The organism is Acinetobacter sp. 3657 (genome assembly GCF_031456775.1).
In the GTDB taxonomy this organism is placed as follows: Bacteria; Pseudomonadota; Gammaproteobacteria; order Pseudomonadales; family Moraxellaceae; genus Acinetobacter.
Genome location: NZ_JAVDVH010000016.1, coordinates 15968 through 28254 on the forward strand (window position 1 = coordinate 15968; position 12287 = coordinate 28254).

Below are 12287 nucleotides of genomic sequence, written 5' to 3' on the forward strand. Positions count from 1 at the left end.
ATTTTTATTTCATTGCAATCCCATTCTCTTTAAGTTTTTCCAAGACAATTGACGTATTTAAATTACTGACACCAAAATCACTCGACGACAAAATCCCAATCAGCTTGACCATCTCATCTAAGTTTTTAACCGCAACCTTGAGTGCAAAATCATAACTCCCCGTCAACTTATGAATATCTTTGACCGCAGGCTCATGTAAAAGAAAGTCCACAAAGCGATCATGGGTTGCATCATTATAATTCTGCAACTTTACTTCAATAATACCCATGATTGGGGCTGGATCAGCGCATAAAGCAACCTGAGCATAATAGCCTGTGATTATTTTTTTCTGCTCAAGATAAATTCGACGACGTGAACATTGTGAAGTCGACAACCCAACTAATTCAGCTAATTCTTGATTGGCCAAACGACCATTTAATTGTAAATGATGAATAATTTTCTGGTCAAAATCATCAAGTTCTTCGATCATGAAACTCTCAGTTATCCTGTTACATCGCCATATACACGATGAAAATGTATCGTGAGGAGCAGTTTAACGTTTTTAGCGCAAGTCTCACAAGCTCATGGCAAAATCGCCGAGGATTGAATCCGTTGAATGCCCTTCGCCAGCATCGCTTGCCAAGCCTGTTGCAATGAACCATTTAAATCTATTGCTTTACATGCATCTTCAACCACATAGGTTTTAAAACCAAAATGTACCGCATCCAAAGCCGTCCACGCCACACAAAAATCCGTAGCAATCCCCACAATATAAACGGTGTCAATTTGATGCTCTTTTAAGTAGCCATTTAATCCTGTCGGTGTCTTGCGATCAGCTTCCATAAAGGCTGAATAACTATCAATGTCCTGATGACATCCTTTACGAATAATGAGCTGAGCCGTTGGTATATTTAGCTCAGGATGGAATGCCGCATCATGCGAACCTTGTACACAATGTTTAGGCCACAACACTTGCGTTCCATAAGCCAACTCAATGGTTTCAAATGGCACTTTATTAGGGTGATTTTCTGCAAACGAAATATGCTGCTCAGGATGCCAGTCTTGAGTCAGCACCACATGTTCAAAGCTTGGCGCGAGTTGATTAATCAGTGGAATAATCTGATCAGCATCGGCAACTGCTAAGTTTCCACCAGGCGTAAATCCATTTTGTACATCCACCACGATAAGTGCAGTATGTTTCAAGTGTAGTTGCATTTGATCATCCCACATTCCAGCTAAAGCTTCCTTTTGTACCATACGCTGCTCTCAAGCATCTGACTACAACTCTGATTATTTTATAAGATGAAAATCAGTCAAGCGAAAGATGCATTAAAGTTTCTTACAGTTTAACGAAAGCGTATTGTTCTTATGTCTCCGATCAGTCATAATTTGCATAATTGTCATTCAACGTGGCTTAATTGTTGAACGACCAATCAAAATACTGCATCCATCCAATATTTCGTTTTAATTACTTCAATCTCGGATGGGAAAATAGGATATTTTTTTAAAATGACTCAGCTAGCACAAAATATACAAGGCTCAATTGTCGCAATCGTTACCCCAATGTTTGAACATGGTGGTGTAGATTGGAAGAGCCTTGAGAAGCTTGTTGAGTGGCATATCCAACAAGGCACACATAGTATTGTTGCTGTTGGAACAACAGGCGAAGCGTCTACATTAAGCATGGAAGAACACACGCAAGTCATCAAAGAAGTGGTTCGTGTTGCCAATAAACGTATTCCAATTATCGCAGGCACAGGTGCAAATTCGACTCGTGAAGCGATTGAACTCACCAAAGCTGCAAAAGAACTCGGTGCAGATGCCGCACTGTTGGTGACACCATATTATAATAAACCGACCCAAGAAGGCTTATATCAACACTATAAAGCAATTGCTGAAGCTGCTGATATTCCACAAATTCTTTATAATGTTCCAGGCCGTACTGGGGTAGATTTGCAAAATGAGACTGTGATTCGTCTTGCAGATGTTCCAAACATTGTCGGAATCAAAGATGCCACAGGCGACCTCCCACGTGGACAAGCGCTAATTGAAGGTTTAAATGGTAAAATGGCCGTCTATTCAGGTGATGATGAAACTGCTTGGGAACTGATTTTACTCGGTGCGAAAGGCAATATTTCTGTTACTGCGAATGTGGCACCTAAACAAATGAGCGATGTTTGTGAAGCGGCATTGGCTGGCGATAAAGCAAAAGCACAAAGTTTGAATCAACAAATTGCAAATCTACACAATATTTTGTTTTGCGAATCAAACCCAATTCCTGTGAAATGGGCTTTGCATGAGATGGGATATATGAGCACAGGTATTCGCCTACCATTGACCCCGCTTGCAGAACAATATCGTGAACCTCTCCGCACAGATTTAAAAACTGCGGGAATTATTTAATACGAGCAATTTATGATGCAATTACGTGTTGGTGTTGTCCTAGTCATTTCAGCGTTAAGTTTAGCTGGTTGTGGCCGTTTTGCCCTCAATAATCATTCTTTGGATTATAAGAAGGCAGAAGCACTTGAACCACTTAAATTCCCTGAGGGCGCAACGGTTAGACCATTTACACCTTTGTATCCTGCTCCAACAGTTGATCCATTGGCGATCGAACATGCACCAACGTTTGAAAACAAAACTGGCAACCGTTATGCACTTCCTCGTCCAGATGGTATCCAAATACAAACGAGTAATACCGAAGAGAGTATGACCGCGCTTGGTCGTCCTCAGTTAGTGATGGATGGAAATAGAAACCCATTACTGAAAGTGGAAGGCCCAACCGCTGCAGCGTGGCAATATACCTTTGCAACGTTAAATAGCTTGAACTACAAAGTGATTTCACAATCAAACAATGGTTATGAAGCCACGATTCAAGTCAATGAACAAAGCTATTTATTGAAGCTTTCTGCAGTAGGCTCAAACAATACCGTTGCCCTCTTCAAACTTGACACAACCTTTGCAGAGCAAGCCATTGCAACAGAAGTGTTAACCCAGATTTACCAAAATTGGCCAGCCTAGTCGTTTATTAGGCATATTTTTTCAAAAAGGTTCCCCCATGTTAAAACAAACCTTGCTCTATACTGGTAAAGCAAAATCTGTATATGAAACAGACAATGCCGACCACCTGATTTTAGTCTTTCGCGATGATGCCTCTGCGTTCAATGGCGAAAAAATCGAGCAATTAGATCGTAAAGGCAAGGTCAACAACCGTTTTAACGCCTTCATCATGGAAAAATTGGCTGAAGCGGGTATCGAAACACATTTTAAGAAGTTACTTTCACCAACAGAAGTTCTGGTGAAAAAACTTGAGATGATCCCTGTTGAGTGCGTGATTCGTAACTACGCTGCTGGTTCATTGTGCCGTCGTTTAGGCGTTGAAGAAGGCAAAGTGTTAACACCACCAACTTTTGAATTGTTCTTTAAAGATGATGCGCTTGGCGATCCAATGGTCAACGAATCTCAAGCGATTGCTTTAGGTTGGGCGACTGCTGACCAACTTGAAAAAATGAAAGAACTCACTTACCAAGTCAATGATGTGCTTAAAGCATTATTTGATGCGGGTAATATGATTCTGGTTGATTTCAAACTTGAGTTTGGTGTATTCCATGACCGTATCGTACTTGGCGATGAATTCTCTCCAGATGGTTGCCGTTTGTGGGATAAAGATACCAAGAAAAAATTAGATAAAGACCGTTTCCGCCAAGGTTTAGGTGGTGTGGTTGAAGCATATGAAGAAGTGGCGACGCGTTTAGGCATTAATTTAGACGATCTTTAAGTCACTCTGAAATGTCAAAAAAACCAGCTTCGGCTGGTTTTTTTATGGCTGTTAGAACATATCAGGATTAGGTTTTATTTATACATCTTTAGCATGCGAATGTTGTGCCCTTGTCGACATCCAACATAAGATCGAACCCAAACACACCATAAAAGCGCCATACCAAAAAGATAAGCCCAGTGGGGTATTTAACAGGATCGCGGCAAAAAATGCAGAAAATACTGGAATAAAATAAGAAGCCCCAGCCAACAACGTGACATTGCCATGCAAAATGCCAATATTCCATGCCGCATAACCAAAGCCCATAGCTGCGGCTGCAATCAGCAAAATAATTGAAGCTTGCCATTCAAACTGGAACGCACCTCCCCCCATGAGTAGATATTTAATCCAGAGCACAATCGCAACCAGAATAAAAAATAGGGTGATGCCATTACTGCCATTGGCAATTCTTGCGGTAAGTGTGCAATAGGCTGCCCACAAAAGCGTTCCAATAAATGCCAACCCATAACTCAGTGGATTGTTTTGAATATTCTGCCACATGCCTATTACATCAAAGCCTTGCTCACCACCTAAGACCCAACAAATGCCTAATAGTGAGATGATAAAGCCTGGAATGATCAGGAAATTGGCTTTTTGTTGATTAAAAACAATGGCGGCCACCATAGTAAATGTGGGCCATAGATAATTTACCATTCCCACTTCGATGGCTTCTCTATTGGTGTTGCTATAGCCAATCGAAAGTGATAGACAAATTTCGTAGGCCACAAATAAAACACTGCCCCAAATTAAATATGTTCTAGGGAATGTTCTGAGGCTGCTCCAACCAACCGAGACAAATAGAAAGATTGAAGCGAGCGTATAGATCAGTGCTGCACCACCCACTGCGCCAAAATGACTACTGACATCCTTGATCAAAGCAACGATCAAGCTCCATAAGAAGATCGCAAGCAATCCAATGAGTGTGGCTTTTTTGGGGTTCATTACTGCTGCTGTTGTTCTTGCTGCCAACGACGTTGTTGTAAACGTTCGGCCTCAACCTCACGTTTATTTCGCGCTGATTCATACAACTTCGTACCTTTCAACTCAGGTGGCAAGTATTCCTGCAACACAAAATGTTCTGGGAAGTTATGCGGATAATGATAATCCACACCATAGCCCTGTTGTTTCATCAACTTGGTTGGTGCATTACGCAAATGCAATGGTACTGGTAGATTTGCAGTCTTTTCAGCCAACTCTAAAGCACGATTAATCGCTAAATAGGTGCTATTACTTTTCGGGCTGGTGGCTAAATAAACGGCGGTCTGTCCTAAAATAATACGCGCTTCTGGCATGCCCACAGCCTGTACTGAACGGAAGCATTCACCTGCCAGTAATAATGCATTCGGATTGGAGTTGCCAATATCTTCCGAGGCAGCGATTAACATCCGACGCGCGATAAAAACAGGATCTTCGCCGCCTTTGAGCATGCGTGCCATCCAATACAATGTTGCATCTGGATCACTGCCGCGAATAGACTTAATAAATGCCGAAACCACATCATAATGCTGCTCACCCGATTTGTCATAACGCGCAATATTTTGCTGCGCTACTTTAATCACAATGGCGTCAGTGACGATATTTTCGATATCAGCCTCAAATGTGCTGGCGATCAAATCAATCAGGTTCAATGCTTTACGAGCATCGCCCGCAGCAAATTGAGTCAGCGCATCGTATTCTTCAATTTGAATGAAACGTTCTTTTAAGAATTGATCGCTTTGAATGGCTTTGTTCAGCAGTGTTTGAATCGCATCCGCGTCCAGACTATTGAGGGTATAGACCTGACAGCGTGATAAAAGTGCACTGTTGACCTCAAAAGAGGGATTTTCAGTGGTTGCACCAATTAAGGTAATCTTGCCTTTCTCTACGGCATTGAGTAAGGCATCTTGTTGCGATTTATTGAAACGATGAATCTCATCAATAAAGACTACAGGTGTCAAGTTGAGTAGATCACCACTTTCCGCAATCACTTCACGTAGCTCTTTCACGCCTGTATTGAGCGCAGATAAGCTGATAAAAGGACGATCTACCGCTTGCGCCAATAATAATGCGATCGTGGTTTTCCCCACGCCGGGTGGCCCCCAGAAGATAATCGAAGGTAGATGCCCCTGATCAATCATTTGACGTAACGGTGCATTTTCACCGAGCAAATGATCTTGTCCAATAATTTCGGACAAGTCACGAGGACGTAAACGTTCAGGTAGAGGAATATGCGTATCGGACATTATCAATGGCTTTATGCTGTTTTACCGTAGTCTATTGTGTCTGACTCAAATCTACAATTTGAATCTGCGATCAACTGATCATTCTATCGAACTTGTTTCAGTTGAATGAGCTGTTCGATGCTTCGATAGCTCGCTTTAATGCGTTCATCATTTGGGAAATTGGTATTGGCGAGCATCACAATCCCAATTTTTTGTTGCGGAATAAACGCAGCGTATGCACCAAAACCATTGGTCGCACCTGTTTTATTAAAGAACGTTGCTGGTGAAGCGATCTTCGGCTGTTTGATTGGGGTAACAGCATGGCTTTCCAATGCCATTTTGCTGGAATTCCCGTCCAATAACGTCTCTAATTTGACAGGATAGGCATACTGTTCCCAGCCTAAGCCTTGAGTCATTGAGCCCACTTTAAAATAACCAACATGGGTATTTTCAATGGCTTTACGGATGGGCTGTTTCAGCTGTTGCACATTGATCTGTGCATCCAGAAATTTTAGCATATCCGAACTACTACTTTTCACGCCATAGGCTTCTGCATCCAGCATACCCGCAGAAACACGCATGGCTTGATCAGCTTTATATCCCCATGCGTACTTCGACATGTGCTGTTCTGGTACATTGATAAAACTTTGTGTCATTCCCAATTGAGGAAAAAGCGTTTTCTCAACCAATTCTGCATACGGTTTTTTCATCGCCAAAGCCGTAACATAGCCCATCAAACCAATACTCGGATTGGAATACTGCCGTGTCGTCCCTACTTGGCTTTTCGGCTGCCATGTTTGGTAATACTTCAACATATCCTGCTGTTTCACGACCGAATCAGGAAACTGGAGTGGGAAGTCACCCGCACTGTAAGTGCCAAGGTTGAGTATGGTGGCACGGTTGACGGCGGTATTTTTTAATTCAGGAAAATACTTGGCAGGATGATCAGAGAAAGATAATCGCCCTTGTCCCTGTGCATAACCCGCTAAGGTTGCATTAAACGTTTTACTGACTGAACCTAATTCAAATAAAGTATCGTTGCTAACAGCTTGTTTACTTTGCTTTGAAGCCAGACCATAGTTGATGAAATAATGTTGACCGTCCAAGGTTACTGCAACGGCCATACCTGGAATTTTATATTGTTCTAACAATGGTTTAAATTGTTGATCAAGCACCTGTTTGACCTGTTGCTCACTCAACTGTTGCGCCCAAAGAGGTAAACTGCAAGATAAGAGTCCTGTGAGTACAAGAACTTTTTTTGCAGATAGAGAGCAAGGTTTTGACTTTAACATTGATTACTTCACTTTAAGTTAAAATTTAATTGGAATTGAGTTTGAGTAATTTGGCTTGAGGACCATCCTCTATCACCCAAATCGAGCCATCTTGAGCTTGTTGCAAGCCTCGAATACGTTGTTTCATATCCAGTCGCTGAACTTCTTGTACAGGTCGAGTATTTAAATCCACCACCACAATGGCTTTAGAGGATAAGCCACCGATTAGGGCCTTTTGCTGCCATAAAGGAAACGCTTTGCCTGTATAAATGATCATGCTTGAGGGCGAAATAACCGGCGTCCAATCAATTTCAGGTGCTTTAAATTCTGGGCGAGTTTGATGATCTGGAATCTTCAAACCTGAATAGTGGTCTCCATTCGAGACAATTGGATAACCGTAATTTTCACCTTTGACAATGAGGTTCAGTTCATCGCCGCCTTCAGGGCCCATTTCGACCACCCAGAGCTGTTGTTTCGTATCAAATGCCATGCCGAGTGGGTTACGGTGCCCAAGGGACCATATTTCCGCAGTCACGCCACCTTGTTGGCTAAATGGATTATCTGCCACCGCTGTTCCATCATCATTCAATCGTAAAACTTTCCCCAGATTACTTTTCATATCCTGCGCTGGATCAAATTTTTGTCGTTCTCCTGAACTGACCCACAACTTGCCATCAGAACCAAATAGCATGCGATGACCATAATGTCCCTGTCCTGAGACTTTAGGCACTTGTTGCCATATTGTTTTTACATCCGTAAGTTTCGGTTGTGCTGGATTTGATAAATCAAGTTTCGCTCGTGAAATCACAGCGCCATAGCCACCTTGCCCTTTGGTCGCGTAACTCAAATAGATCCAATGGTTTTGCTGAAATTTCGGATGTAAAACAACATCACCTAAACCACCCTGACCGCCATAACTCACCATCGGAATACCTTGCACATCCAGACTTTGCTTAGTTTTCGGGTCAAATATTTTTAATTTTCCTTTGCGTTCAATAAGCAATATGCGTTGGTCAGGTAAAATAGTCATCGCCCACGGTTCATTGAATTGAGCAATGGTTTCTACATGATAAGATTGTTGTTGGATTGCTGTTTTTGAGCTCTGCTGTGCAGCATTCGGTTCTGGCGTTTTAGAGTTGGTATTATTTGCACCGCAGGCTTGTAAAAATATAAAACCACCACATAAAAGTGGGGTTGCGACTCGCTTCATCATCATTTTATATCTCCCTCTTATTTGTTCTAATAGTACGGGGATTGACGAATAAAACTGCTGTAAAAGTGTTGTTTTTATTTATAAAGAATCCATTTGCAATCCAGATCAACGCACCCAACGAACAATATAGTCTTCGATCTGTTCTTCATCGACATCACTTTCTGAAATACATCGTCCTGCTGCCGATTTCTTGGCCCGAATAACGCTTTGTCGTGAACCAGTATTTAGATAATGCCATGAAGGTAGGTTTTTCCCTTCGCTTAAACGACGATAAGCACAACTTGGTGGTAACCATGTGATGGTCTGCAATTGTTCAAGCGTGAGCTGAATACAGTCAGGAACATGCTGCTGACGCTGTGCATAATCAGAACAACTGGCTGTCTTACAGTCCAATAACTTGCACGCCACTTTGGTATAAGCGACCTCAGCCGTTTCCTCATCTTCAAGCTTAATCAAACAACATAAACCACAGCCATCGCACAATGCTTCCCACTCAGCATGCGTGAGCTGATCAAGTGTGTATTGTTTCCAAAAATTTGGACGAAGTTCGATGGACATACCAAGACTTTCAGTTTAAGCGAGCTTTTTATTATAGCATTCATCCATCATTAACTTGGTTTTCAAACAGATTATCCGATTAACATTTCTTAATCTATTCAACATTTCAACCACAGAAACACCACATTTAGCTCAAAAAACACACGCTATAGTGGAAACATAACGATAAATTAGGAGGAAACACATTATGTTCCGTTGGGCCATTATTTTTGCAGTAATCGCACTGATCGCCAGTTTATTAGGTTTCGGTGGTGTTGCGGGCTTATCAAAAGATTTTGCAGTTATTTTACTAGTCGTTGCTGTTATTTTGGCAATCGTTGGTTTCTTATCTAGAGGTAAAGTCTAGATATTTATTAACAATGAATAAAAAAGAAGAATCTCGGTATTCTTCTTTTTTTATGCTTCATCATTTTCCTCTTAGTGAGCCAAGACCTCAAAATTTGTACATTGGCGAGGTCTTCAATTTTCCGATTTTATGCTTTAATCGATACATTCTAAAAATACAGATTAGGATTTAAAAATGAGCTTCCCGATTACCACACGTGAAATTGAATACACCGCTGCCGATGGTCAACGTTTGATTGGTTATTTTGCAGCTCCAGAGATTGATATGCCAATTGCAGGTGTCATTGTTGCACCTGAATGGTGGGGCCGTAATGAATATACTGAGCAACGTGCCCGTGAGCTTGCTGAACATGGTTACGCGGCTTTAGCGATCGATATGTATGGTGATAAAAAAGTCACAACTGTTGTTCCTCAAGCATCTGAATGGATGAATCAGACTTTTGAACATGCCGATACCATTGTCCGTCGTGCGCAAGCGGGTTTAGCAACACTAGCAGCTCAACCTGAGGTTAATGCTGAGAAACTGGCGGCTATTGGTTTCTGTTATGGCGGTAAGGTTGTGCTTGATTTAGCGCGTTCGGGTGCAGATGTAAAAGCAGTCGCAACCTTCCATGCAGTGCTCAGTCCTAAAGCGCCAGCACAGAAAGATCAAGTTAAAGCTGAGATCTTAGTGCTTCATGGTGAACTCGATAGCATGGTGACTTTAGATGACGTAGCAATTTTCCGTCAGGAAATGCATGATGCTCAGGTGGATCATGAGGTGATCATCTTTGAAGATGCTAAACATGGTTTCAGTAATCCACTCGCTGATGAACGTGCCAAAGCCAACAATGTTGACTTGGGCTATAACGCTGAAGCAGAGCGTCAAGGTCTTGAAGCGATGTATGAGTTGCTGGATAAACATTTAAAATAATCGGTAAATAATTGGCTAGATGATTTTTCAAAACTTAAATCCTAGTTAACATCATCTTGATATCTAAACCCTTGATAACAGTTGCTCTTGCAAAGGCGGCATGAATGCCGCCTGTTAGACTGCCTTGCTCTGCTTTCAAAGGGTTGCTTTAAAATTGCTCAGAATGTAATGTCAGTCCAATAAAGCATTTTTGCTTACTTTTCATCCTTGAAAAGTAAGGCGAGCCGCAGGCTGATGAAAAAATTACATGCCGCCGACCCACAAGTAAATATTTCGGCTTATTATCAGCAAATGTTTAAGAGAATTTAAATTAGAACGTCGTTCTATTTCCGCTATACTACTCTTCTGCTTTTTAATGTTCTGATTCATGCCTGATTTCTCATTTTCCGATGCACTGCTGACTTGGTACGATCAACACGGTCGCCATGATTTACCTTGGCAAGTTGCGGATGATCCCTACAAAGTGTGGGTATCAGAAATCATGCTACAACAGACCCAAGTCAAAACCGTTCTACAATATTTCGATCGCTTTATTGAGCGCTTCCCGACCGTAGAAACCCTTGGTCAAGCCAGTTGGGATGATGTTGCTCCGTACTGGGCAGGATTAGGTTATTACGCCCGTGCGCGGAATTTGCACAAAGCCGCAGCGATCGTCAGCCAACATGGAAAGTTCCCCGAAACATTAGAACAATGGATCGAACTCCCTGGTATTGGGCCATCTACCGCAGGTGCGCTGATGTCACTTGGATTACGCCAATATGGCGTAATTATGGATGGCAATGTGAAACGTGTTTTAGCACGGTTCTTTGCGATTGAAGATGATTTATCTAAGCCAGTGCATGAGCGTGCTTTATGGAACATTGCCGAGCAACTATGTCCACACGAGCGTAATCATGACTATACCCAAGCGATTATGGATTTGGGTGCAACCGTTTGCACACCGAAGAAACCATTGTGTTTATATTGCCCGATGCAACAACATTGCCAAGCCAATCAACAAGGCTTAGAACAACAGCTTCCTTTCAAAAAAGCCAAAAAGCCTGTCCCTGTCAAAACGGCTGATGTGCTGCTGATTCAATCAGGTGATGAATGGTTATGGCAACAACGTGAATCCCACGGTTTATGGGGTGGCTTATATTGCTTACCAATCATTGAGCAAGCAACCGAATTACAACAGATTGAGCGACACTTCAAACTTCAAGCTCAAGTATCATCTGTACAGATAAGCCATAGTTTCACTCACTTTACTTGGCTATTGCATGAAAAACTGTTCCACGTGGAACATGATCAAAAGGAACAACTCAGTATCGAACTCGGTGGTATCTGGTTAAATCCTGCCGCTGCGATTGCCAAAGGCGTTCCCACAGCCATGAAAAAATTGATTACTGCGAAACCAAAGGCAGAAGACCTTAAGTAAATGATGATCTGTCCAATGACAAGGAGTTGATGTGCATCATCCAATCCGCTATACGGTTCTTGGTGTATTCATGGTGTTTCTTTCAGCGTGTAGCACTGCGCCAAAAAAACCAACACCATTGCCAAGTGCGCAACTGAACAAACTTCAAACAATGCGTTTAGACAGTCGCTTGCCCATCCCTGTCAAAGGAGTAAGTCGTAGTGAATTACGAGATACTTGGGGTGCTGCGCGTAGTCAAGGTCGTCGCCATGAAGGCATTGATATCATGGCAGAGCGTGGTACGAAAGTGTATAGTGCAACCGATGGGCTGGTCGCTGATTTACGCAATAATAATCTCGGTGGCAAAGTCATTTGGATCCGTGGACCAGCAGGCTCATGGCATTATTACGCACATTTAAATGGGCATAAACGTGGTCTCAATGTCGGCGATTATGTCCGTAAAGGTGATTTCATTGGTTATGTCGGCAACACGGGCAATGCACGCCACACTGCCCCACATTTGCACTATGGCATTTATTTAAATGGCAAAGGACGTGGTGCAGTCAATCCATACCCTTATTTACGTTAGGAACA

At 42.2% G+C, this 12287-nt stretch carries 14 protein-coding genes; 7 read left to right on the forward strand and 7 right to left on the reverse strand.

Annotation, left to right across the window (positions count from 1 at the left end; genetic code table 11):
* Positions 1 to 4: 4 nt before the first annotated feature.
* Together J2Y37_RS14105 and pncA are read right to left on the reverse strand one after the other, a co-directional pair.
* Positions 5 to 469: an Lrp/AsnC family transcriptional regulator gene (locus J2Y37_RS14105; protein WP_349033215.1), complete on the reverse strand. Its 465-nt coding sequence runs from the start codon at positions 467 to 469 to the stop codon at positions 5 to 7.
* Between the two features lie 92 nt (positions 470 to 561).
* Positions 562 to 1236 (reverse strand): bifunctional nicotinamidase/pyrazinamidase, encoded by a 675-nt coding sequence (gene pncA / locus J2Y37_RS14110; protein WP_349033216.1) that lies wholly within the window; start codon positions 1234 to 1236, stop codon positions 562 to 564.
* A 252-nt stretch (positions 1237 to 1488) separates the two neighbouring features.
* Here pncA and dapA point away from each other — a divergent pair, with 252 nt between their 5' ends.
* The 3 genes from dapA to purC are packed head-to-tail and all read left to right on the forward strand — an operon-like array spanning position 1489 to position 3757.
* On the forward strand, positions 1489 to 2382 hold the full coding sequence (dapA, locus tag J2Y37_RS14115) for a 4-hydroxy-tetrahydrodipicolinate synthase (protein ID WP_241323478.1): 894 nt from the start codon (positions 1489 to 1491) through the stop codon (positions 2380 to 2382).
* A 12-nt stretch (positions 2383 to 2394) separates the two neighbouring features.
* Positions 2395 to 3000 (forward strand): lipoprotein-34 precursor (NlpB), encoded by a 606-nt coding sequence (locus J2Y37_RS14120; RefSeq protein WP_349033217.1) that lies wholly within the window; start codon positions 2395 to 2397, stop codon positions 2998 to 3000.
* 37 nt (positions 3001 to 3037) lie between these two features.
* Positions 3038 to 3757: a phosphoribosylaminoimidazolesuccinocarboxamide synthase gene (gene purC / locus J2Y37_RS14125; protein ID WP_349033218.1), complete on the forward strand. Its 720-nt coding sequence runs from the start codon at positions 3038 to 3040 to the stop codon at positions 3755 to 3757.
* A 78-nt stretch (positions 3758 to 3835) separates the two neighbouring features.
* Here purC and yddG read toward each other — a convergent pair whose 3' ends face one another.
* From yddG to J2Y37_RS14150, 5 genes are all read right to left on the reverse strand, one after another.
* Positions 3836 to 4738: an aromatic amino acid DMT transporter YddG gene (gene yddG, locus J2Y37_RS14130; protein WP_349033219.1), complete on the reverse strand. Its 903-nt coding sequence runs from the start codon at positions 4736 to 4738 to the stop codon at positions 3836 to 3838.
* Positions 4738 to 6018: a replication-associated recombination protein A gene (locus tag J2Y37_RS14135; protein ID WP_349033220.1), complete on the reverse strand. Its 1281-nt coding sequence runs from the start codon at positions 6016 to 6018 to the stop codon at positions 4738 to 4740. Before J2Y37_RS14135 ends, yddG begins: the two co-directional genes overlap by 1 nt.
* Before the next feature lie 83 nt (positions 6019 to 6101).
* Entirely contained in the window at positions 6102 to 7289 is a 1188-nt protein-coding gene (gene ampC / locus J2Y37_RS14140; RefSeq protein ID WP_349033221.1) for a class C beta-lactamase, read from the reverse strand.
* Between the two features lie 25 nt (positions 7290 to 7314).
* The gene (locus J2Y37_RS14145) at positions 7315 to 8484 is read right to left on the reverse strand and encodes a PQQ-dependent sugar dehydrogenase (protein WP_349033222.1); all 1170 of its coding nucleotides are present in this window, start codon (positions 8482 to 8484) and stop codon (positions 7315 to 7317) included.
* A gap of 102 nt (positions 8485 to 8586) precedes the next feature.
* On the reverse strand, positions 8587 to 9039 hold the full coding sequence (locus J2Y37_RS14150) for a YcgN family cysteine cluster protein (RefSeq protein ID WP_349033223.1): 453 nt from the start codon (positions 9037 to 9039) through the stop codon (positions 8587 to 8589).
* A 187-nt stretch (positions 9040 to 9226) separates the two neighbouring features.
* Here J2Y37_RS14150 and J2Y37_RS14155 point away from each other — a divergent pair, with 187 nt between their 5' ends.
* The 4 genes from J2Y37_RS14155 (at position 9227) to J2Y37_RS14170 (ending at position 12282) form a co-directional block, all read left to right on the forward strand.
* Complete coding sequence (locus J2Y37_RS14155) at positions 9227 to 9385, forward strand: DUF1328 domain-containing protein (protein WP_004656956.1); 159 nt, start codon at positions 9227 to 9229, stop codon at positions 9383 to 9385.
* A gap of 174 nt (positions 9386 to 9559) precedes the next feature.
* A complete protein-coding gene (locus tag J2Y37_RS14160; protein ID WP_349033224.1) occupies positions 9560 to 10297 on the forward strand; it encodes a dienelactone hydrolase family protein in 738 nt (245 codons plus the stop codon).
* A 367-nt stretch (positions 10298 to 10664) separates the two neighbouring features.
* Positions 10665 to 11714 (forward strand): A/G-specific adenine glycosylase, encoded by a 1050-nt coding sequence (mutY, locus tag J2Y37_RS14165; protein ID WP_349033225.1) that lies wholly within the window; start codon positions 10665 to 10667, stop codon positions 11712 to 11714.
* Between the two features lie 31 nt (positions 11715 to 11745).
* Positions 11746 to 12282: a M23 family metallopeptidase gene (locus J2Y37_RS14170; RefSeq protein ID WP_349033226.1), complete on the forward strand. Its 537-nt coding sequence runs from the start codon at positions 11746 to 11748 to the stop codon at positions 12280 to 12282.
* Positions 12283 to 12287: the final 5 nt, after the last annotated feature.

Coding starts and splice junctions, on each gene's coding strand:
- J2Y37_RS14120 (WP_349033217.1), top strand. CDS start 2,395: ATGATGCAATTACGTGTTGGTGTTGTCCTAGTCATTTCAGCGTTAAGT.
- dapA (WP_241323478.1), top strand. CDS start 1,489: ATGACTCAGCTAGCACAAAATATACAAGGCTCAATTGTCGCAATCGTT.
- mutY (WP_349033225.1), top strand. CDS start 10,665: ATGCCTGATTTCTCATTTTCCGATGCACTGCTGACTTGGTACGATCAA.
- J2Y37_RS14135 (WP_349033220.1), bottom strand. CDS start 6,018: ATGTCCGATACGCATATTCCTCTACCTGAACGTTTACGTCCTCGTGAC.
- J2Y37_RS14160 (WP_349033224.1), top strand. CDS start 9,560: ATGAGCTTCCCGATTACCACACGTGAAATTGAATACACCGCTGCCGAT.
- J2Y37_RS14155 (WP_004656956.1), top strand. CDS start 9,227: ATGTTCCGTTGGGCCATTATTTTTGCAGTAATCGCACTGATCGCCAGT.
- yddG (WP_349033219.1), bottom strand. CDS start 4,738: ATGAACCCCAAAAAAGCCACACTCATTGGATTGCTTGCGATCTTCTTA.
- purC (WP_349033218.1), top strand. CDS start 3,038: ATGTTAAAACAAACCTTGCTCTATACTGGTAAAGCAAAATCTGTATAT.
- J2Y37_RS14145 (WP_349033222.1), bottom strand. CDS start 8,484: ATGATGATGAAGCGAGTCGCAACCCCACTTTTATGTGGTGGTTTTATA.
- J2Y37_RS14150 (WP_349033223.1), bottom strand. CDS start 9,039: ATGTCCATCGAACTTCGTCCAAATTTTTGGAAACAATACACACTTGAT.
- ampC (WP_349033221.1), bottom strand. CDS start 7,289: ATGTTAAAGTCAAAACCTTGCTCTCTATCTGCAAAAAAAGTTCTTGTA.
- J2Y37_RS14105 (WP_349033215.1), bottom strand. CDS start 469: ATGATCGAAGAACTTGATGATTTTGACCAGAAAATTATTCATCATTTA.
- pncA (WP_349033216.1), bottom strand. CDS start 1,236: ATGGTACAAAAGGAAGCTTTAGCTGGAATGTGGGATGATCAAATGCAA.